The organism is Staphylococcus sp. NAM3COL9 (assembly GCF_001431205.1).
Lineage (GTDB): Bacteria > Bacillota > Bacilli > Staphylococcales > Staphylococcaceae > Staphylococcus.
In genome coordinates this window covers 82,112-104,451 of the sequence record NZ_LGPC01000016.1, presented here as the reverse complement: position 1 = coordinate 104,451, position 22,340 = coordinate 82,112, and the positions used below count along the sequence as shown (strand labels likewise).

Genomic DNA, 22,340 nt, shown 5'->3' with positions numbered 1-22,340 from the left:
TAACAAAATGATTATTAATCAAGGAGGATTAGAAAATAAGATTCTATAAATATTAAGTTTTGAGCTATAAAGTACATCAAATATAATAAAATGTTAAATAAGATGGAAATCCTTAACATTTAAACCAAATAGATATACAATATAGATAACATTATCTTAAAAAAGTGTGGGCTTTTTAGATGGAATGTTATTCAGAACCTAATAGATATATATAACGCGGGCGCCATAAATAATAATAGGGGTGAAGAGAATGCAAGAACATTTGATTGTCTCATTAGATGGTAAAGATTATCTTGTAGAACCTGGGACGAATTTACTTGAGTTCATCAAATCTCAAGATACATTTATTCCGTCAATATGTTATAACGAATCGCTAGGTCCAATACAAACTTGTGACACGTGTACGGTTGAAATAGACGGTAAAATGGCACGTGCGTGTGGCACAACAATTGATAGGCCGATGATTGTTAATACGCAAAATGATAACGTACAAACAAGCCAAAAAGAAGCTTTAGACAGAATTTTAGAAAATCATATGTTGTATTGCACAGTTTGTGATTATAATAATGGTGACTGTGAAATACATAATACAATGGACCAATGGGGTTTAGAGCATCAAACTTATGAATATAAAGAAAAACCATACGAAAAAGATTACGGTCCTTTTTATCGTTATGATCCCAATCAATGTATTTTATGTGGACGTTGTGTAGAAGTATGTCAAGACGTTCAAGTTAATGAAACACTTACAATTGATTGGGAACGTCAACAACCACGAGTGATTTGGGATAATGATACATCAATCAACGAATCATCGTGTGTAGGTTGTGGTCAATGTGCAACAGTTTGTCCATGTAATGCAATGATGGAAGTCAACATGGAAGGCAGTGCCGGATATATGACTGATTTAGAGCCAGGTTCATTAGCCGCTATGATTGATTTAACGAAAAAAGCGGAACCAGGTTATGGTCCATTGTTTGCAGTTTCTGACTCAGAGGCAGCAATGCGTGAAGAGCGCATCGAAAAAACTAAGACAGTATGTACATATTGTGGTGTTGGTTGTTCTTTTGATGTATGGACAAAAGATAGAGAAGTTATAAAAGTTCAACCTCAACAAGAATCACCAGCAAATAAAATTGCAACGTGCGTTAAAGGTAAATTTGGTTGGGATTATATTGATTCAGAAGAACGTCTTACAAAACCATTAGTACGTAAAGATGGTCAATTTGAAGAAGTTGAATGGGATGAAGCACTGAAAGTTGTGTCCGATAACTTTAATAAAGTTAAAGCATCTCATGGTTCAGATGGTTTAGCATTTATCTCATCTTCAAAAGCAACAAATGAAGAGTCTTATCTTATGCAAAAGCTTGCAAGACAAGTCATTGGCACAAACAACGTAGATAATTGTTCCCGTTATTGTCAAGCACCAGCAACAAAAGGACTATTTAGAACAGTAGGTCATGGTGGTGATTCTGGTTCAATAGACGATCTTGAAATTGCAGATATGGTCGTGTTAATTGGTACAAACACAGCAGAAGCTCATCCAGTTATTGCTTCACGTATTAAACGTGGTCATAAGCTATATAATAATACTTTAAATGTGTTTGATATACGTAAGCATGAAATGGCTGAACGCGCAGATAATTTCTATCAGCCTAAACCAGGCACTGATTTAGTTTGGTTGTCAGCAGTGACTAAATACATTATTGATAACAATCTTCAGGATAAAGCGTTTATCGACGAATGGGTGAATAGCTTTGAAGCGTATCAAAAATCATTAGCGCCATTTACTATGGAGTTTGCTGAAGAAACAACGGGCATCTCTAAAGAAGCCTTAATAGACTTTGCACATCAAGTTGTAGATGCTGAATCAGTATCAATTGCATGGGCAATGGGTGTGACACAGCAAGACATTGGTAGTGACACTTCAACAGCGATATCTAATTTATTATTAGCAACAGGTAACTATAGAAGACCAGGTACAGGCGCTTATCCTTTACGTGGACATAATAACGTACAAGGTTGTAGTGATATGGGGAGTATGCCTGATAAATTCCCAGGATACCAAAGTGTTACTGATGATGAAATAAGAGCGAAATTCGAACGTGAATATGGCGAAACATTGCCAAACAAAGTAGGTAAAGATAACCATCAAATGATGGAAGGTATACATGAAGGTGAAATTGATGCCCTTTATTTATACGGTGAAGATACAGGCATCGTCGACTCTAACATCAACTATGTACAAGCTGCATTAGAGAAAGTTGGTTTCTTAGTAGTCCAAGATGAATTCTTTACATTTACAGCTTCATACGCAGATGTAGTGTTACCAGCAAGTCCATCATTAGAAAAAACAGGTACATTTACAAATACAGAGCGTCGTATTCAACGTCTATATCAAGCTTTAGAACCTAAAGGCGATTCTAAGCCGGACTGGGAAATTATCCAAGCTGTAGCGAAAACGTTAGGTTACGATTGGAACTATACGCATCCAAGTCAAATTATGGACGAGATTGCAAGACTAACACCTTTATATTCAGGTGTGAACTTTGATCGTCTAGAAGGATATAATAGTTTACAATGGCCAGTAGCAGAAGATGGTACAGACCAACCGATACTTTTCTTAGAAGGTTTTAACTTTGATGATGGAAAAGCGAATTTCTATCCATTAACATTTGATAATTTCTTTAAAGTAAATGAAAAATATGATTTACACGTAAATAACGGCCGTGTATTAGAGCATTTCCATGAAGGTAATATGACTTATAAAGTGCCAGGACTTCAATACAAAATGCCGAATGCATTTGTCGAAGTGTCTCCTGAATTAGCAGAAGATAGAGGTATTCACGAAGGCGCAGAGATTAAATTGATTTCTGACACTGGTGAAGTAGAACTTGTGGCTCATGTCACAGATAGAGTTAAAGGTAAAGAAATCTATATTCCATTAAATAACAATGCTATGGAAAATGGTGATCAAGGTGCCATTAACTTATTAACAAATAGTGATGTAGATAAAGACACAGATACACCATCTTATAAACGTACCAGCTGTCGTATGGAAGTGAAGACACGAAGAGGTAAATCACCACTCAACCCTACGAACTTCCGTGTAAACAAACAGCGTCAACCACAATATAGCGTTCGAGTTGAAGACAAATGGAAACGTAAAGATTATACTTTCCCAGGAAGTCAGGTGGAGAAATAATGGCTGAAAGAATCACAAATATTAAACGCATGCAAAAAACTGAAGCAGAGGTTAAAGAGGAAAATTTAGCTGAAGTTACCGATGCAATTGTAGCAAATAAAGATAGCATTTTAAAAGCAATTAATATCATTAGTACTTTAGATGATGCTAAATTGCTAGATGCTATGTCAGGTGCAGTTAAAAGCAGAGGTGTTATAGCCAATAAATTCTCTGTTGAATTAAATAAAGAACAATATTCAGGGTTAATTTCAAATATGGCTTCACTTGTATTTTTATTAGGCGACTTAGATGTAGATGATTTATCTGGGATGTTAAATAAAGTGAACAAAGGTTTGCGTGTCGCAAATCAAGCCAATCCGAACCAAAAAACATCAATCACTGGTTTGATGGGTATGTTGAAAGATGATGAAATGAATCGTAGTTTAACATATATGATGAATATGCTTAGAGGAATGTCAAGATAAGTACTTCTAAATAAACATATATTTTAAATGAAAGTTAGCATTTATTTTAAGTTTAGACTTAATTGGGTGCTAACTTTTTATTGTTTTAAAAATGACATATTGAAGCAATGCTAAATATGATACAATTTCTATTATTAGAATTAAATTTTATATATTTTAAGGGTGAGGAGTGGAAGGCTTATCAATACGAAAATGATTAAAATCATGGCGATTATCTCAAATTTATTTCTAGTTTTGGGAGTTATATTTTTAATAATGATGAATATGATTATGGCTATTACAATGTTCGCTGTTTCATTAGTAATCAGTTTAATGATATTTAATATGTTGTTTAGAGATAAGAAAGGTATGAGGATAGCGCTTAACATTTCTTTTGTAGTTGTCTTAATTGCTATTATTATTGCTTATGTTACATTAACTAAATAAGTGTTAGCTAGGGAGTTATTATATAATGAATGAAATTATAAAGAAAAGATTAACATTATTTATTATGCTCATTATCATCCTCATATTTGCGATTTTATTAATTATAAATGAAACACATATATTTGATAATCAAAAGACACATTCTTTTGATGAAGCGGTAGATAAACAACTTGGTGAAGGCACTTTAAATATGATAGAAAAAAATGGTCGATTTGTTGAGGCTTCAAAAGACGATGTCAAAAAAGCTATGGATGTAAATAGTGACAAAGATAACTTAAATCATATGAATATTTTTGAAAAAGTGTCAATGTCAGAAAAAGAAGTAAATCATATTTTAAAAGATAAAGGTATATTGAAAAATAAAGGTGAATCATTTTTAAAAGCACAAGATAAATATGAAGTTAATGTGTTATACCTTGTGAGCCATGCGCTTGTTGAAACAGGCAATGGTAAATCTGACTTGGCTAGTGGCATAGAAGATGATGGTAAGCAATACTATAATTTTTATGGTATAGGTGCATTTGATGAAAATGCAGTACACACAGGTAGTAGCTTTGCTAAAAAGCAATCTTGGACTTCACCAGAACGCGCAATTATGGGCGGAGCTAAATTTATAAGAGGTAATTACTTTGAGAATGAACAATTATCCTTATATCAAATGCGCTGGAATCCAAAATCACCTGGAGAACACCAATATGCTAGTGATGTAGAATGGGATGAAAACATCGCCACATTTATGAAAGTTTATTATGATAAACTAGGTATAAAGAAGGATCATATTAATAAGGATTATTATTTATAAAAATGGAGTTATCATATATTTATGACGAAAGATAACAAGGTGTTTTCATGATACGTTTGTTATCTTTTTTGTGTGAGGACTTATTGACAATGCTTAATCTACTATCAAAGAGCTTATTAATGTATAGTTTTGTAAAGTATTAATATTGAATAGACTAGGAAAATTTGGAGTGAATTGAAAATGAAAATAGCCATAGTTGGCGCGGGTATTGGTGGATTAACAACTGCAGCATTATTAATTGAACAAGGACATGATGTCAAAGTATTTGAAAAAAACAAGGAAGTAGCTGAAATAGGTGCAGGTATCGGCATTGGTGGTAACGTTATTGAAAAATTAGGAAAGCACGATTTAGCGAAAGGTATTAAAAATGTAGGGCAAATCGTTGATACAATGGAAGTACGTGATGATAGAAATAACGTGCTATCCAAAGTGAAGTTCAAAAAAAACACGGTGAACTTAACAATACCTCGTCAAGATTTAATAGATGTTATTCAATCTTATGTACCAGACACATCAATTTATACAAATCATTTTGTGACTCATATTGATAATGGCGATTTAAAAGTGACTTTACATTTTGATATACAACAGCAAGAAGCATTTGACTTATGTATTGGTGCAGATGGTGTATATTCCAATATAAGAAATACGGTTGAACCTAATAGTAAGCCTGAATATCAAGGCTATACGGTATTTAGAGGTTTAGTAGAAGATATAGATATTAAAGATGCCCATATTGCTAAAGAGTATTGGTCACCTAAAGGTAGAGTAGGTGTCGTACCTTTATTAAACAACCAAGCCTATTGGTTTATTTCTATTAATGCGAAAGAAAAAGATAATAAAATGAAAGCCTATGGTAAACCTCATTTACAAGCCAGATTTAATCGTTTTCCAAATGAAGTAAGAACCGTATTAGATAAACAAAGCGAAACAAATATTTTATTACATGATATTTATGATCTAAAACCACTGAAAACCTTTGTTTACCAACGTGCTATTTTACTTGGTGATGCAGCGCATGCAACGACACCAAACATGGGACAAGGGGCAGGGCAAGCAATGGAAGACGCCATTGTCTTAGCAAATTGTCTTCAGTCATATTCGTTTGATGAGGCATTACAACGCTATGATAAATTACGTGTAAAGCATACTAAAAAAGTAATTAAACGTTCTAGAAACCTAGGTAAGCTCGCACAACGTAAAAATAAACTGATTGTAGCTGTAAGAAATAAGGTTGCAAAAGCTTTGCCTAATAAGTTAGTTACGAACCAAACTAAATTTTTATATAAATCTAAAAGTAAATAAACTTGGAATATTTTAAATAGAAAGCACCAAGCCATTTTTATAATGGTTTGGTGCTTTCAGCTTTGTTGGCATTTGTTGGCGCATGCTTTCCGCAGGAGTCAGCCCAAAAAATGCTAATTATTAAAACAAATATAATATATTCAATTATTCATCGTTATCGATGAGTTTGTTTACGGTTTTAAAGTACCACTCCATTATATTTAATGGAGTGGTACTTTATTTGTACTAAGTATTTAGAACTAAACTTATAGCAACTAACTTGTTAATTTACTAAAAACTTAGGTTTTTTATCATTTAGCTTACTTATTGTGTCATTCGCAACAATTTTAGACATCATATCACGAGATTCAAATGTCGCATTACCAATATGTGGTGTGAGTACTACATTGTCTAGTGATTTCAACTCGTCGTTTATTTCTGGTTCGAATTCGAAAACATCTAAAGCTGCGCCTTCAATTTCTTTATCTTTTAAAGCTTGTACTAAAGCTTGTTCATGAACAATAGGGCCTCTTGAGGCATTAATTAAATAACTTGTTGGTTTCATCATTTTAAATTGTTCAGTGTCAATTTGATGATGTAAATCTGAATTATATGCAGCGTTAATTGTTACAAAATCTGCATTTTTTAATAAAGTTTCTAAGTCTACATACTTGGCGCCGATTTCACGTTCTTTATCGACTTTTTGGTTAGGACCAGTATAAAGCACATTCATATCAAATGCTTTGGCACGTTTAGCTACAGCAGCACCAATTTCACCTAAACCTATAATACCAATCGTTTTACCAGAAACTTCTCTGCCACGGAAGAATAGTGGTGCCCATCCGTCAAAGCCAGTTGTACGGCATAATTTATCACCTTCAGCGATACGTCTTGCAACTGCAAGTACGAGTGCAAAAGTTAATTCAGCTGTAGAATTTGTTGAAGCTTTTGGTGTGTTTGTAACGTCAATGTCTTTTTGACGAGCATATGCTACGTCTACGTTATTAAAACCTGCACCATAATTTGCGACGATTTTTAAATTACTACCGGCATCAATTACTTCTTTATCTACGTTGGTAGATAAAAGACTAATTAAAGCGTCAGCATCTTTAACCCCTTGTTTTAAGGTATCCTTATCAATGATACCTTCGCCTTCATACATTTCAACCTCAAAACCTTGATCTTTTAACAAGTTAAAACCTACTTCAGGTACTGGACCTGCGATATAAACTTTTACCATGTATAATCCCTCCATTATGTATTAAGTATAGTAAACTTCAAAGTACTAAACAAATTATTATATTTATTAAAGAAATAGTTGAGCGTTATATTCTAAAGTATATAAGTCATAAATAGTCATTCTCAAAATAAAAGCAATAATCCATTGTTTAATACTGGATTATTGCTTTTATTTTAACATCATGATTTAGAAAGTATATTTTACTGTTTGTTTTCTAACTTATGAGCTTTAAACCTATTATTGAAAGAATAATCAAGCCAATAAAGAATATACGTTTTACATTTTTAGATTCATTGTATAATAACATACCTACAAGTGTGCCACCGCTAGTACCGATACCACTCCAAATTGCATAAGCAGTTCCCATAGGAATGTCATTCATTGCTACCTTAAGCGTGCTAAAACTACAGATAAAAGCAATTGCTAATAAGGCGACTAATGATTTCTTTTTAGTGCGTGTAATTTCATTTAATAAGACTACACCGACTACTTCTAATAGCCCTGCAATAAGTAATATAAACCAAGCCATTAGTTTTCAGCCTCCTCTGTAGTTAATTTTAGACCGATAATACCTATTACCAATAGTATAATTAAGATGATTTTCATAAAGTTAAAAGGATCACCGAAAAATAACATATCCACTAAAACAGTGCCGACTGCGCCAATACCTACGAATACGGCGTAAACAGTACCAACCGGCAATGATTTACACGCAGAAATAACAAGAAAGAAACTTATAATAATAATGATAATCGTACCAATCCAACTAAGTAACGAATCAGCAGTGTTTAAGCCAGTGACCCATAATATTTCTATAAGTCCAGCAAGTATAACTTTAAACCATTGCATCATGGTGCCTCCTTTTTTATCAAACGCTCTTATTTTCTCAAATATTCTATCATACCGCAATATCAAAAATTTTTGTAAAGATATTGAGCATTAAATATTGTTTTTTAAAATGGCAGTAATTCTCTCTAATTCTTGATGAGGTAGTGGCTGCGGAAAGCAAGCACAAAAAATGCCAACACAGTCTATGACTGTGTTGGCATTCTAAAATGTTCTAAATCCTGTTATTCTAATTTATATTGTAAAAGCGAATATTAGTTAACGTGGATATAGTTATATGAAGATGCTTCACCAGCAGAGATAGTACGTTCACTTACAGAGTAAGGTCCGCCACTATAATTCATTTCTGAAACCGTTACTGAACCGTCATCGTTTACATTTTCAACGTATGCAACGTGGCCCATTGGTCCTTCAGATGATTGTAAGATTGATCCAGATTCTGGAGAGTTGTTAACTGTATAGCCTGCAGATGAAGCTGCTGAAGCCCAGTTATTTGCATTACCCCAAGTAGAACCGATACCTCCGCCTATTTTATCAAATACGTACCAAGTACATTGACCTGAAGTGTATAAGTTAGCACTTGAGCTTGAAGTTTCCTGTGTAGTAGTTTGGCTTGTTTGTTGAGTTTGCTCTGCTGCACTTGCTTCATTTCCTTGGTCTAATCCTACGATTGCTGCGCCGATACCTGCTGTGATAGTTGTTGCTGCTACTAATTTATTCATAATTAAAAAATCCTCCAAATTTGTTCGTTCTTAATATTTATTATTTATTATTTATGTTATTCGTTCGATAGTCTTTAAATTTAATGTTTTATTTTCGCTTTGCTTTCAACGACAAGTAATACTCTAACAGATGAATTTAGGTTTGTGTGGTTTGTTACGCTTTTGTAAAACAATTAAAAAAACCTCACATATCGCTGTAATAAACAACATGTGAGGTTACAAAAAGGTATCGGCTCGTAATAGTTTGTAAAGAGCCACGGTACAAGGTTTTACAATAAATTAACATTCGAAATAACTAATTTGTGTTACAAGAGTTGTAATAAGTCACAAAATTTTGATTCGTTTTATTTAAAAAATCTAATAGAAAGTGGAGGCAAATAATCTTCTCCATTATATGCTTTTACAGCAGCTACAATAGTAAATATGAAATTTAAAATAGCTATAATAGGAAGTAAAATAAAGCCTATTATGATAAACATCGCTATTGAAGCAACGATTGACCATATCATATAAGAAAGTAAAAAGTTTAAATAATTTTTACCAACCTTGTCAACGAATGGTGAATCTTCACGTTTAATGAGCCAAATAATAAGTGGCGCTATTAATAAAGTGAAAAAACTTAAAATATAGATTAAAGTACCCATTAATCTATCATCGCTACTTGTTTCTTGATTTATAACTGTAGAAGATTGGTTTGTATAATATCGTTCATCCATATGAATCATGCCTCCCTTATTAGAATAACTATAACAAATATTATTGTAGATTGTTATTTGATTTTACAATTAAATAATGGAGTAAAGTGAGCATTTTAAAACGTAGCGCATTTAATTAACTGAAATTAATAAATATCATGCAACTCGGAATAAGTTGAATACCAGTGTTTATCAGAAATCTAATTTGGATATACATTATAGTAATGTTTAAACATTCATACATACAAATCATTAAAGAAAGAAGGGTATTTATGAAGATAGCAATCGTAGGATCGGGAAATGGTGCTGTTACAGCAGCATTAGATATGAAACATAAGGGACATGAGGTGAAGTTATATTGTCGAAATCAATCTATTGATAAGTTTGACAATGCGATAGCACAAGGAGGCTTTACGTTTAATAATGAAGGAGAAGAAACGTTCATTGAATTTACTAATATCAGTGATGATATGGCATATGTTGTTAGTGATGCAGAAGTCATTCAAGTTATTATACCATCTGCATTTATTGAACACTATGCGCGTACAATGGCCCCATTTATTAATGATAAGCAATTAATTTTCTTTAATATCGCAGCGGCAATGGCTTCAATTCGTTTTATGAACGTCTTAGAAGATATGCGTATAGAAGTTATGCCGATATTTGCTGAAGTGAACACATTAACTTATGGAACGAGAGTGAATTTTGATGAAGCTCACGTGGACCTAGCGTTAAATGTAAGAAAAGTTCATTTTTCAACTTATGATAAAAAATATTTAAGTGACAGCTTTGACAAAATTGAAATTCTATATCCATACGTAGTAAAAGAGGAAAGTATTTGGAAAACAAATCTTGAAAATGGGAATCCAGAAGTGCATCCAGGTCCAACATTACTTAATGTAGGACGTATCGATTATGCAGAAGACTTTGCATTATATGAAGAAGGAATAACGAAACACACCGTTCGTTTATTGCACGCAGTAGAGTTGGAAAGATTAACTTTAGGGCGTAAGTTAGGCTTTGAATTGTCTCCAGCTAAAGAAGCGCGTATTGAACGTGGTTATTTAGAAAGCAAAGATGAAGATGAACCATTAAATAGATTGTTTAACACGAGTCCAGTGTTTTCACAAATCAAAGGACCAAACCATGTTAAAAATCGTTATTTAACAGAAGATATTGCATACGGCCTAGTATTATGGTCTAGCCTTGGTCGTGAAATTGAGGTTGAAACGCCAAATATTGATGCGATTATCGTATTAGCTTCTACTATTTTGGAACGTGATTTTTTTGAAGAAGGGCTCACGATTAATGAATTAGGCAAAGCAAAACTGGGGTTTAATTAATTTAAACTAACAATAGGGGGACTGTGTATGACAAGACAACCAACATTTTTAGAATCAATTTCTACTATTATAATAATGATTGTAATTGTAATCACAGGATTTGTTGGTTTTGGGATTCCAATACAAGCTTTATTAATTTTAGCATCAGCATATGCTGCATTTATAGCAAGATGTGTTGGATTGAAATGGCAAGATTTGGAAGAAGGTATCACACATCGGTTGGCGACAGCAATGCCAGCTATCTTTATCATTTTAGCAGTGGGAATTATCGTAGGTACATGGATGTACTCAGGGACTGTTCCAGCTTTGATCTATTACGGTTTAGAATTTTTAAATCCTAATTTATTTTTAGTATCTGCATTTATTATATGTGCAATTACTTCAGTTGCAACGGGCACAGCATGGGGCTCTGCGTCTACAGCAGGCATAGCGTTAATGGCTATAGCGACACAATTACATATTACGCCAGGTATGGCAGCAGGTGCCATAATTGCAGGTTCGGTGTTTGGTGATAAAATGTCACCACTTTCAGATACGACAAATTTAGCAGCATTAGTAACAAAAGTGAATGTCTTTGCGCATATAAGAGCAATGATATGGACGACTGTACCAGCCTCAATCATCGGCTTAATCGTTTGGTATTTTGCAGGTATGCAATTTGGTGGAAATACTAATATGTCACAAGTGAATCAAATGCTTAGCGAATTATCTCAAATTTATAATATAAATATTTTTGTATGGATCCCTTTATTGATTATTATTACGTGCTTATTATTAAAAATATCGACTGTACCTGCAATGCTTATTTCTAGTTTGAGTGCAATCATTGTTGGCGCCTTTAATCATGGATTTAACATTGTAGATGGATTTAAGTCTGCGTTCGATGGTTTTAATAAAGGCATGGTGCCAGCAAGTAGTGGCGAATTATCGGATAGAGCCATTAATTTGATTGAGCAAGGTGGCATGATGAGTATGACAGAGATTATTGTTACTATTTTTTGTGGCTATGCTTTCGCAGGTATAGTTGAAAAAGCTGGATGCTTAGATGTTATTTTGAAAACAATATCGAAAAATATAAATTCAGTTGGACAATTGATACTAGCGACTATCATCGGTAGCTTAATAATGGTACTCGCAGCTGGTGTGGCATCTGTAGTTATTATCATGGTCGGTGTGTTAATGATGGAAATGTATAATGATATGGATTTAGATCGTTCTAATTTATCGAGAACACTAGAAGATTCAGGTACAATGATTATTCCACTTATTCCATGGGGAACATCAGGTATTTATTATACACAACAGTTAGGTGTATCGGTGGATCAATTCTTTATTTGGGCAGTACCATGCTATCTGTGTATCATATTCGCAATTTTTTATGGATTTTCAGGTATTGGCATTAAAAAAACAAAAAGTTAATAAAATAAATGATTTAAAGCTATATCGTTAAAAGAGAAAAAACAATAATTCTTAATATAAATTATGAATTATAAGTTTAAAAATATATGATTCGGTTATATATAATTATGGATGAGGTGATTCTATGTTATATCTAGTGATAATTGTAGCGATATTACTATTGGCATCAGGAATTCATCAATACTTCAATGTAGATAAAAATTTAAAAATTCCTTCTATAACCTATTTTGCAATCGGTTTTGTATTGTATATTGTAGCGATATTACTTTATAGGACCGAATTGTTAGATAGTTCAACGATAATACATGAAATTTTACTAACTACGATATTTGGACTTATTATATTCTGGATTAACTCTCATCGGAATAAGACTAGCGATACAAGTTACTACACGATTATTATTGTTATATTAACAATCGTATTAGCAATGTTACCGTTGACACCTACGTTAATAATTTCATTGCAAATGATGTATATTGTAAGATTTATTTTCTCAGTTATTTTACTCATAGTAGGCGTATTTGTGTTATATAAACGGATTAAAGGTAAAGTTTCAGAAAGTTTTCCGTTACTTTATTTGATGGCCTTTATATATTGGATTGCAATAGCGTATTGGTTTTAATAAATATATAACAATTGAGACTGAAACATATAATTATGTTCCAGTCTCAATTGTTATAGTAGCACTAGTTGATTGCATTCCTTTTTTAGTTAATTTCTCTCCCATCTCCTTTTCTATTTAAAACCATAGCTAAATAATCACTAAAAAGTACATGATTTATATTATAAGGAGAATACCCTAAGAAAAAATGACAAAAAAAGACAACCCATGAGGATTGTCTTTTTTAAAATCACTTATTAGTGAATATAGTTATAAGATGAAGCTTGGCTAGCTGAGATTGTACGTGAAGTAACAACGCCAGCACCTTGGCCGTAGTTCATTTCAGAAACGTTAACTGAACCGTCGCTGTTTACATTTTCAACATAAGCAACGTGACCCATTGCACCTGTTGATGATTGTAAGATTGAACCTTGAGAAGGTGAGTTATTTACAGTGTAACCTGAAGAAGCAGCAGCGCTTGCCCAGTTGTTAGCGTTACCCCAAGTTGAACCAACTTTACCTCCGACTTTATCAAATACATAATATGTACATTGACCTGATGTATAAAGGTTGTTTGATGAACCAGAAGTGTTAGCCATTGAGTTTGAAGAACTTGATGGTGCACTAGTAGTACTTACTTGATAATTACTACTTGAAGTAGAAGTTGAAACAGCTCCGCTTCCACCAGTACCTTGATTATTTGTTGTATATGATTGGTTTGAGTAACTGTTAGTAGAAGTAGAACCATTTTGACCGTTGCTATAACCATTGTTATTACTTTGAGCATAGTTGTTGTGACCTTGGTCAGCATTACTTGGGTTCCAGTTACCTTGCCAAGTGTAATCATAGTTACCTTGGTGATTTATTGTATATGAATAGCTGTATGATGTTGGATCATTTGGGTTATACCCACCATTGTTATTTTCTGAAGCGTCTGCATCATTATGTGCAAAAGCAAAAGTAGCGATTCCTGCAGTTGCGATAGTAGCTGTAGCGATTTTTTTCATTGTTAAATTTCCTCCTAATAATTGTAAAGCATTTATCCCAGTCTCTTAAAGACATTTTTATAATTTTTTTCGCTGTTATAACGACAAGAATTACTTTATCAGAAAAACGTCTGTTTGTGGGGTTTGTTATCGTTTTGTAATTTAGTTCTAATAATAAAGTGCTTAATGTAACAAAAGGAAGAGTGTGTTTTTAGGCTTTAAAGCGCGTTATTACAACATCCACAAAAGTTCAGGTGTATAATTGCACTCTAGTTTATTACAATGCTGTAAAATAACAGAAAATTACAAATGATAAAATATGAGAGAATTTAGTTATTTAAACCACTAAAAAAAACACTTTTTACTAATATTATATAAGAAATATTGAATTAAGGTTAATCTTAATTAAAAGCTATTTTAATAGGAAGTAAAAGAATTAGAGCATTGAAATTGACATGTTCTATTGAAGTATTTAATATAAAGGTATAAAAATTATACTTAGTTTGTGAGGTGATTATATGAAAGTAGAACTTGGTTTGACATCATTTGCAGATAATATTGATATTCATATGGAAAGTGGACGACAAGCAGCTATAAGTAATGGAGAAAGAATTAGAAATATAATAGAAGAAATAGAAACAGCTGACCAATATGGATTAGATGTATATGGATTGGGAGAACATCATCGATCAGATTATGCAGTATCTGATCCCGTTACAGTTTTAGCAGCAGCAGCTCGTAATACAACACATATAAAGTTGAGTAGTGCAGTAACAGTATTATCTTCAGATGATCCTGTTCGAGTTTACGAACGTTTCTCTACATTAAATGCAGTTTCTAATGGACGTGCTGAAATAATGGTGGGAAGAGGTTCATTTATTGAATCATTTTCATTATTTGGCTATGAGTTAAAGGACTATGAACAACTCTTTAATGAGAAAATAGATTTCTTAATGAACATAAATCAACATGAAATTGTAAATTGGGAAGGACAGTTAAGACCTTCTATTGACAACTTAAGTGTTTATCCTAAAGCAGAAAATGGGCCTTTACCAATTACGATTGCAACAGGAGGAACACCGGAATCTTCATTAAAAGCAGGAGCATTAGGATTACCTATAACTTATGCTATAATTGGCGGTGACCCAAAAAGGTTTAGAAGAAACATAGATATGTACAAATCTATTGCTAGATCTTACGGACATAATATAAATGAATTGCCCATTGCTACGCATTCATGGGGCTATATTGCTGAAACAGATGAATTAGCAAAACGTGAGTTTTTCCCATCGGTAAAAGCGAGTCATGATATTTTAGCCAAAGAACGAGGGTGGCCACCATATGATGAAAACAGCTTCGATTGTGAAGCAGGGCCACATGGCGCTTTGTATGTTGGAAGCCCGGAAACCGTTGCACAAAAGATAATTGAAACAATTGAAACACTAGGCCTTACTCGTTTTATGCTTCATACACCTGTAGGCTCTATGCCACATGATAAAACAATCAATACAATTAAATTGTTAGCAGAGCGAGTAAAACCTATTGTAGATAAATATTTTGAAAACAAATAAAAGGAGCGTTTATAATGATATTACGTTATTTAACAAATTTAAAATTAGCTAAGGAATTATATGGTGCGTCAAAACCTAAACTTAAAGGTGATCAATCAATGAAAGAATCTTTTGTTGAAGTATTTAATTTACCATCAAATGCAGTGCCATTGGCAGGAGCGGTTGAAGCATTAAGTGCTGTATTTTTCGTTTTAAGCTTTGCAAGTAAAAGATTATCACGTATTGCATCACTTTTAACAATTTCAGTTTTAGGTGTAGCAGCATTTAAACACTTTGAAGCAGGACATGGTAAAGCAGGTGCTAAACATGCGTTAGATTTATCAGGTTTAGCAGCATTAAGCTTCTTAGATACAATCAATCTTAAGAAAAAATAATAATGATTGAACTCAATCATTTAAAATAGCAATTGCTAAAAATGCACAGTAAATGTTGGATAATAGTCTAACATTTGCTGTGCATTTTTGTATGAATATATGAGTTATTTAAAATATCAAAATGCATTATTTTAAATAGAGATATTTGATAATTGAAATTTTTATGCGTATGCTTTTTTTTAGTAATAAAAAGGTTGAATGAACAACTAAAATTTAAAAATAAAAAATAAGATTAAAAAAAGAGTAGGAATTATTCATATTTTTCATAGTTAAGCATATTGAATTAAAGGCATAAAATAGGATAAAATTAAGTTATTAACATCAAGAAATAACAAAAGGAGTGGTTTTGTGAATGAACAAAATTTCAAGTCACTAAATGAACTTATTGCAACTTATCAACAAGGTAGGAAATTTTTTAAAACAATGAAAAAGAGCTATAAACTAAATTATGAAGAAGTACTAATATTAAATTATCTTTATAATTGTAAGGAAAATGACGTCACAGCAAAAGATATTGCTCAATACTCAGAATTGAAACCCTACTATTTAACGAAAGCTTTGCAAAAGCTTATAAAAATGGATTTTTTAAGTAAAAAGAGAAGCAATATAGATGAAAGAACTGTGGTAGTATATATAAATCAAGCACAACGTGATAAAATTAATGAACTTATTGAAAACTTACAGGAACAGTTTTAAGGACTGAAAAACTTGGTGAAAATAAGATTGTGTGTAAGATTAAATGATTTGAATATTCTGAATAATGTAATTTTATAATTATAGTTATATATTGTACAAAAATATGATTTGAGAACCAAATTAAATGTGCTATACTAATATTTATCTAATGAAAGCGCATACAAAAAGGTTTGGAAAGGTGTTTTTATGAATTTATTAATCGGGATCATATTTTTAGGGATTGTTTTAGCTTTGTTTACATTGTTCACGAGTAAAGCACCAAATGGAGGCAAGGCCATGGGGGCACTTGCTAACGCAGCCATTGCTTCATTTTTAGTAGAGGCTTTTCATAAATATGTAGGTGGAGACTTATTTGGTATACCATTCTTAGGACAGTTAGGTGAAGCTGCTGGAGGCTTAGGTGGGGTTGCAGCAGCAGGACTTGTAGCTTTAGCTATGGGTGTCTCTCCAGTTTATGCATTTGTAATTGCTGTCTCATGTGGAAGCATGGATCTTTTACCTGGCTTCGTTGCAGCTTATATTGCGAGTTTCGGTATGAAATGGATGGAACAAAAATTACCAGATGGGCTTGATTTAATTGCTGCGATTATTGTTATCGCACCTATTACACGTTTAATTGCTATTGCTACAACACCATTAGTAGATGCGACATTATTACAAATCGGAAATATTATTAAAGAAACTACGACTTCAAGTCCTATTCTTATGGGTATCGTGCTTGGTGGTATTATCACTGTTGTTGCTACTGCACCTTTAAGTTCGATGGCATTAACAGCATTACTAGGATTAACTGGTACGCCAATGGCCATCGGTGCTTTAGCAGTATTTGGATCATCGTTTATGAACTTTGTATTATTTAAGCGTATGAAATTTGGAGATCGTAAAACAACGATTTCAGTTGCTATAGAACCTTTATCACAAGCAGACATTGTGACAGCCAATCCAGTACCAGTATATTTAACAAATTTTGTAGGTGGAGCGCTTTCAGGCGTGATTATCTCTATGTTTGGTTTAGTAAATGAGGCAACAGGTACAGCTACACCAATTGCCGGACTAATGGTTATGTTTGGATTTAATAATGCATTAACTGTAATCATCGTGGCACTGATGTGTGCATCAGGTAGTGCACTTTGTGGTTATATAGGCTCAGTCGTTTTTAAAAACTACCCTATTGTTACTAAAGATGAATTACAAAATGGTACAATGCCGAAAAAGGTAAAACAATATTATAAACTTAAAGAGCAATGCATGGAAAGTTTAGCTTAAATGGAATAAAGTATAAAAAAACAAACTGTTTCTGATGTGATATTTCAGTTAACAGTTTGTTTTTTGTTTAATATAGTTACTTAAGAAGCATTCGCTCTTAAGTAACGCGTCGTATTACGTTCCATTTTTGCAAAAATAAACTCTAATATTATTGCTAACAACCAATAAAAAATAGCTGCTACTGTATATACAGGAATAAAACGATAACCTTCATTTGCAATAACATGGCTGACTGCCATAATTTCAGTTACTTGAACAGCGAATGCTAGGGAAGTGCCTTTGATCAGCATAATGAATTGATTTTCTATGTTAGGCAATGCATAAGCAAAAGCCTGTGGTAATACAATTTCTTTATAAATGCTGAATTTCGATAGTCTGACTGTTTGCGCAGCTTCAATTTGATTTTGGTCTACGGATTGAAGACCGCCTTTAATTGATTCAGAAAGATATGCTACGGCATGAAAAGAAAATACGATAAAGGCAATCGCTAAAGGTGAGAATATATCAGGAGTGATTGTCCAAGTGAACTGATCATTTAACAAAAGTATAAATGAAGGTATTCCATAATATAGTATGAACAATTGAACAATTAATGGTGTACTTCTAAAAAAAGAATTATACACGATTATAAGTTGAGATAAGACAGGTACACGTTTGATACGAATAATCGCAAATAGTGTTCCAATAATAAGACCCACGAACATAGCTACAATAGAAATAATAATTGTATTCGGTACGCCTTTAAGTACTTCACTTATAGTATATAGAATGAATGACAAAATGATTTTCCTCCTTAAACGCTATATGGCTTTTGCGTATGCTTATCAATTAAAGTAAAGGTACCTTGAATAATAAGTGCAATAATCCAATATATGATTGAAATTACGATATAAACCTCTAGCATACCGAGTCCGTAATTGTTTCCAATGATGAGTTTGACTTGTCCCATCATATCGATAATACCAATGGTGAAAGCCAATGAAGTGTCTTTTATAAGTTCTATGATTTGAGTCGTTAAATTAGGAATGCTGTTTCGTAAAGCTTGAGGTATAATAATATCTTTTAAAATTCTAGGATAGGATAATCCAATCGTTAATCCGGCTTCAATTTGACTATAATCCACGGATTGATAACCTGCTCTGATGATTTCAGAAAGGTATGCACCTGTATGTAAAGTAAATGCTAGGATAACAAAAAACAATCTACTAAAATGGTTAATATCTATATGAATGAGTAACAATAATTGTGGTAATGCAAAATATACTAAAAAAAGTTGTAATAATAATGGCGTACTCCGTATAAATGAAAGATAAATTCTTATAATAGGAGCGAGTATTTTTGTCTTTTTAATACGAATCATTGCTAAAATAAAACCAAGTATGACTGCGAAAAAGAGTGAAACAACTATCATCAATAAAGTTAGCGGTAATTGTTGCAACACTTGTCCAAATAAATCTAACCAATTCACTGGTCCCATTAGTTTGTCACCTCCAATTTATCTTTTTGTTTATTGATTTCATTTAAGTCATGGAAGACATTAATATCGAAATATTTTTTTGAAAGTGATTGTAACTTGCCTTCGTCTTTAAGTTCTTGAGTTGCGCAATCCACGTCGTCGTGAAGCTTTTGGTGTTTTTTATTATAAACAATATGCAATGGCTCTTTCTTGATAATGCCGCCTATTTTAACGTCGGCATTAATTTGTTTCTGAATTGCTTTATATGTGTTCCAATTTAAAAACATGGCATCTCGACGTTCTTGGCTGACCATTTTTAAGTTGTCTCCATTTGAAGGTTCTTGTATCGTGTTGATATCAATTTTTGGACTATGGTCTTTGTTAAACTGGGTAAGTATAGAATATAAACCACCACTTGGTGCCATAGGAGTGATTTTTTTACCAGGTAAATCGTGTAAACTATGTATGTCATTATTGTCTTTGTTTACTACTAATAAAGGTAGCGCATAACTGTAAGGTACGTCTTGATAGAGAAACTGTTTTTCACGTTCTGGTGTTTTGAAAAACCAATTTATCCCCATATCGAACTTGCCTGAACCAATCCCAACTAAATTCGATTCTTCTTCACCGACTTCATATTTAAAATCATATTGAGGTAATTTCTTTTCAATTAATTTCATATAATCCATATCTAAGCCAACGAAATTATTATCTTTATTTGTATATAAATAGGGTGGATTAACTTCAGCAGAAAGTGCTACTTTAACTTCTTTTTTCTGATATTTACTATCGGAAGCATCATCATTACTACATGCTGTTAATACAGAAACCATCATTAATAAAAATATGAAACTTCTTTTTAATGTCATTAAATGTCACGCTCCGTTTCAACTCTATTTAAGAAGCGATGTATTCTTTCAGATTTTGAATCTTCCAATACTTCTTTTGGTGTGCCATGAAGGATAATTTGACCATCATCAATAAATATAACTTGGTCAGCAATTGCTTTTGCAAATTGTATTTCATGTGTAACAAGCACCATGGTCATACCTTCTTGAGCGATAGAACTAATCAGTGATAAGACACTTTGAATCGATTCAGGATCTAAAGCAGAAGTAGGTTCATCTAGTAAAAGAACTTTTGGATTGAGCGCAAGTGCACGAATAATACCTACACGTTGGCTTTGACCACCGGATAGCTGAATAGGGTATTTATCTTTTTGATTTAATAAATTCACGCGCTCTAAATAAGATGTAGCAATATCATTAGCTTGTTTGGTATTGTAATTTTGACCATGTATTAAACCTAAAGTGATATTTTCAAGTATTGTTTTGTTTTTAAATAAATTGTAATTTTGAAACACCATAGCTGATTTTTGACGTAATTTAACAATGTCTTTATTAGTATGGTGTGCAGCATCAAATATTTCATCCCCGATTTCAATGGTGCCAGATTCAGGAAGTGCCAGTACATTTAACGTTCTAAGTAAGGTTGTTTTCCCAGAACCACTTGGTCCTATAATTGCTGTAACGGTGCCTTGTTCTTGAGCAAAGCCGACATCGTTGAGTATCGTGTTTTCGTTGTATTTATGTATGAGATTTTTAACTGTAATCATTCAATTTCCCCCAGTATGTCAATAAATATAAAGTATCACAATAATTCTTATCGGTAAAGTAGGCTTTAGTGCTGAAAAGCTTTCTTTCAATAATGGCGAGTGTTAAACTAAGTTTAAATAGTACTAAAGCTAATTATGAGGTGATGAAAGTGAATTATTCCGCATTAATACATACGGATATTCAAGAAAAATGGATTGCAAAACTAGATACAGTTAAAACGCAATTTAAAGAGAAAGCGGAATATAATGATATCCATTCGCGTTTTCCTTATGAAAATATTGAATGGCTAGTAAAAGAAGGATACACACTGCTTACTTTACCTAAAGCATACGGTGGTGAAGGGGCAACTGTTGAAGATATGGTTATATTACAAAGCTATTTAGGATCTATTGATGGTGCGACAGCACTTTCAATAGGATGGCATTTAAGTGTAGTAGGTCAATTATATGAACAACAAATGTGGGAACCAGCTATGCTAGATCGATTTGCTGAAGCAGTGAAAAACAAAGCGTTAGTAAATAGAGCAGTTAGTGAAGCTGAGACTGGTAGCCCAACACGTGGGGGAAGACCTGCCACGAATGCTGTTAAAGTAGATGATGGATTTGTTGTTAACGGCGTAAAAACGTTTACTTCAATGAGTAAAGGGCTGACACATTTTGTTGTGAGTGCTTATTATGAAGATATCGATCAAGTTGGCTTTTTCTTAATACAAAAAGACACACCGGGCGTAGAAATTGCAGATAATTGGAATATGATAGGTATGCGTGCAACTGAAAGTCATGATTTATTATTAAATGATGTTCACATCCCACAAGAAAACTTTGTTGAAATAAGAGGGGCCGGCGGTAAAAAACCGAATGGCTGGATTTTACATATACCAAGTGTGTATCTTGGTATTGCACAAGCAGCAAGAGATTATGCTGTTGATTTTGCTAAAAATTACAGTCCAAATAGTATTGAAGGTACAATCGGTGATATACCAACTGTGCAACAAAATATTGGGAAGATGGAAGCTCAATTATTATCTGCACGCCATTTCTTGTGGAGCACAGCAGCTATATATAATCATGAGATTCCAGGTAGTAAGGTTTGGAATGAAACTTCAGCAAGTAAAGTGTTGGTAATGAATCAAGGATTAGAAGTTATAGATATTGCTATGCGTATTGTTGGTGCTAAAAGCCTTCAAATGGAAAGACCATTACAACGCTATTATAGAGATATGCGCGCAGGTATACACAATCCACCGATGGAAGATATGGCGTATACGAATATTGCACATAGTGTATTAGATCATTTTTAATAATCTTATAACAAGATACAGTTAAAAG

At 33.0% G+C, this 22,340-nt stretch carries 23 protein-coding genes; 13 read left to right on the top strand and 10 right to left on the bottom strand.

All coding sequences use genetic code 11. The features are described 5' to 3' along the window. Positions 1 to 250 precede the first annotated feature (250 nt). From fdhF to ACA31_RS10200, 5 genes are all read left to right on the top strand, one after another. Complete coding sequence (fdhF, locus tag ACA31_RS10220) at positions 251 to 3,205, top strand: formate dehydrogenase subunit alpha (protein ID WP_057513217.1); 2,955 nt, start codon at positions 251 to 253, stop codon at positions 3,203 to 3,205. Then, a complete protein-coding gene (locus tag ACA31_RS10215) occupies positions 3,205 to 3,669 on the top strand; it encodes a DUF1641 domain-containing protein (protein WP_046465874.1) in 465 nt (154 codons plus the stop codon). The genes fdhF and ACA31_RS10215 overlap by 1 nt, the downstream gene beginning before the upstream one ends. A gap of 192 nt (positions 3,670 to 3,861) precedes the next feature. Beyond that, positions 3,862 to 4,095 carry a hypothetical protein gene (locus ACA31_RS10210; protein ID WP_082587068.1) on the top strand — a complete coding sequence of 78 codons (234 nt, stop codon included), beginning with the start codon at positions 3,862 to 3,864 and terminating at the stop codon, positions 4,093 to 4,095. Between the two features lie 25 nt (positions 4,096 to 4,120). Beyond that, positions 4,121 to 4,897 (top strand): N-acetylglucosaminidase, encoded by a 777-nt coding sequence (locus ACA31_RS10205; RefSeq protein WP_057513216.1) that lies wholly within the window; start codon positions 4,121 to 4,123, stop codon positions 4,895 to 4,897. 180 nt (positions 4,898 to 5,077) lie between these two features. Then, positions 5,078 to 6,202, top strand: coding sequence for an FAD-dependent monooxygenase (locus ACA31_RS10200; RefSeq protein WP_057513215.1), 1,125 nt, complete (start codon positions 5,078 to 5,080; stop codon positions 6,200 to 6,202). 262 nt (positions 6,203 to 6,464) lie between these two features. Here ACA31_RS10200 and ACA31_RS10195 read toward each other — a convergent pair whose 3' ends face one another. The 5 genes from ACA31_RS10195 to ACA31_RS10175 all read right to left on the bottom strand — a co-directional run bounded on the left by ACA31_RS10195 (position 6,465) and on the right by ACA31_RS10175 (position 9,705). Continuing rightward, positions 6,465 to 7,421, bottom strand: coding sequence for a 2-hydroxyacid dehydrogenase family protein (locus tag ACA31_RS10195; RefSeq protein WP_057513214.1), 957 nt, complete (start codon positions 7,419 to 7,421; stop codon positions 6,465 to 6,467). 214 nt (positions 7,422 to 7,635) lie between these two features. Next, positions 7,636 to 7,950, bottom strand: a complete 315-nt coding sequence (locus ACA31_RS10190; protein ID WP_057513213.1) for a DMT family transporter — start codon at positions 7,948 to 7,950, stop codon at positions 7,636 to 7,638. After that, complete coding sequence (locus ACA31_RS10185) at positions 7,950 to 8,270, bottom strand: DMT family transporter (protein WP_046465869.1); 321 nt, start codon at positions 8,268 to 8,270, stop codon at positions 7,950 to 7,952. Before ACA31_RS10185 ends, ACA31_RS10190 begins: the two co-directional genes overlap by 1 nt. A 251-nt stretch (positions 8,271 to 8,521) precedes the next feature. Next, positions 8,522 to 8,989, bottom strand: a complete 468-nt coding sequence (locus tag ACA31_RS10180) for a CHAP domain-containing protein (RefSeq protein WP_057513212.1) — start codon at positions 8,987 to 8,989, stop codon at positions 8,522 to 8,524. Between the two features lie 344 nt (positions 8,990 to 9,333). Beyond that, positions 9,334 to 9,705, bottom strand: a complete 372-nt coding sequence (locus tag ACA31_RS10175) for a DUF4870 domain-containing protein (protein WP_057513211.1) — start codon at positions 9,703 to 9,705, stop codon at positions 9,334 to 9,336. Between the two features lie 251 nt (positions 9,706 to 9,956). Here ACA31_RS10175 and ACA31_RS10170 point away from each other — a divergent pair, with 251 nt between their 5' ends. From ACA31_RS10170 to ACA31_RS10160, 3 genes are all read left to right on the top strand, one after another. Then, complete coding sequence (locus ACA31_RS10170; protein WP_057513210.1) at positions 9,957 to 11,027, top strand: NAD/NADP-dependent octopine/nopaline dehydrogenase family protein; 1,071 nt, start codon at positions 9,957 to 9,959, stop codon at positions 11,025 to 11,027. Between the two features lie 27 nt (positions 11,028 to 11,054). Then, positions 11,055 to 12,446 (top strand): Na+/H+ antiporter NhaC, encoded by a 1,392-nt coding sequence (gene nhaC, locus ACA31_RS10165; protein WP_057513209.1) that lies wholly within the window; start codon positions 11,055 to 11,057, stop codon positions 12,444 to 12,446. A gap of 124 nt (positions 12,447 to 12,570) precedes the next feature. Next, positions 12,571 to 13,068, top strand: coding sequence for a hypothetical protein (locus tag ACA31_RS10160; protein WP_057513208.1), 498 nt, complete (start codon positions 12,571 to 12,573; stop codon positions 13,066 to 13,068). Between the two features lie 236 nt (positions 13,069 to 13,304). Here the strand turns inward: ACA31_RS10160 and ACA31_RS10155 are convergent, their stop codons facing one another. Continuing rightward, complete coding sequence (locus ACA31_RS10155) at positions 13,305 to 14,054, bottom strand: CHAP domain-containing protein (RefSeq protein WP_057513207.1); 750 nt, start codon at positions 14,052 to 14,054, stop codon at positions 13,305 to 13,307. A 497-nt stretch (positions 14,055 to 14,551) separates the two neighbouring features. On the opposite strand from ACA31_RS10155, the gene ACA31_RS10150 reads away from it, so the two are divergent. The 4 genes from ACA31_RS10150 (at position 14,552) to ACA31_RS10135 (ending at position 17,940) form a co-directional block, all read left to right on the top strand. Beyond that, the gene (locus ACA31_RS10150) at positions 14,552 to 15,604 is read left to right on the top strand and encodes an LLM class flavin-dependent oxidoreductase (RefSeq protein WP_057513206.1); all 1,053 of its coding nucleotides are present in this window, start codon (positions 14,552 to 14,554) and stop codon (positions 15,602 to 15,604) included. Between the two features lie 14 nt (positions 15,605 to 15,618). Then, entirely contained in the window at positions 15,619 to 15,978 is a 360-nt protein-coding gene (locus ACA31_RS10145) for a DoxX family protein (protein WP_057513205.1), read from the top strand. A 348-nt stretch (positions 15,979 to 16,326) separates the two neighbouring features. Next, positions 16,327 to 16,674: a transcriptional regulator, SarA/Rot family gene (locus ACA31_RS10140; protein ID WP_057513204.1), complete on the top strand. Its 348-nt coding sequence runs from the start codon at positions 16,327 to 16,329 to the stop codon at positions 16,672 to 16,674. A 186-nt stretch (positions 16,675 to 16,860) separates the two neighbouring features. Beyond that, positions 16,861 to 17,940, top strand: coding sequence for a PTS sugar transporter subunit IIC (locus ACA31_RS10135; RefSeq protein ID WP_057513203.1), 1,080 nt, complete (start codon positions 16,861 to 16,863; stop codon positions 17,938 to 17,940). An 80-nt stretch (positions 17,941 to 18,020) separates the two neighbouring features. Here the strand turns inward: ACA31_RS10135 and ACA31_RS10130 are convergent, their stop codons facing one another. Genes ACA31_RS10130 through ACA31_RS10115 form a run of 4 tightly spaced genes read right to left on the bottom strand, consistent with a single transcriptional unit; the run spans position 18,021 to position 21,011 of the window. Beyond that, entirely contained in the window at positions 18,021 to 18,719 is a 699-nt protein-coding gene (locus tag ACA31_RS10130; RefSeq protein ID WP_057513202.1) for an amino acid ABC transporter permease, read from the bottom strand. Positions 18,720 to 18,733: 14 nt separating this feature from the next. Beyond that, the gene (locus ACA31_RS10125) at positions 18,734 to 19,417 is read right to left on the bottom strand and encodes an amino acid ABC transporter permease (RefSeq protein ID WP_057513201.1); all 684 of its coding nucleotides are present in this window, start codon (positions 19,415 to 19,417) and stop codon (positions 18,734 to 18,736) included. Then, positions 19,417 to 20,265, bottom strand: a complete 849-nt coding sequence (locus tag ACA31_RS10120; RefSeq protein WP_057513200.1) for an amino acid ABC transporter substrate-binding protein — start codon at positions 20,263 to 20,265, stop codon at positions 19,417 to 19,419. The genes ACA31_RS10125 and ACA31_RS10120 overlap by 1 nt, the downstream gene beginning before the upstream one ends. After that, the gene (locus ACA31_RS10115) at positions 20,265 to 21,011 is read right to left on the bottom strand and encodes an amino acid ABC transporter ATP-binding protein (protein WP_057513199.1); all 747 of its coding nucleotides are present in this window, start codon (positions 21,009 to 21,011) and stop codon (positions 20,265 to 20,267) included. Before ACA31_RS10115 ends, ACA31_RS10120 begins: the two co-directional genes overlap by 1 nt. A 143-nt stretch (positions 21,012 to 21,154) precedes the next feature. Between ACA31_RS10115 and ACA31_RS10110 the strand changes: the two genes are divergently transcribed. Then, positions 21,155 to 22,312: an acyl-CoA dehydrogenase family protein gene (locus ACA31_RS10110; protein WP_057513726.1), complete on the top strand. Its 1,158-nt coding sequence runs from the start codon at positions 21,155 to 21,157 to the stop codon at positions 22,310 to 22,312. The last annotated feature ends 28 nt before the right edge of the window (positions 22,313 to 22,340 follow it).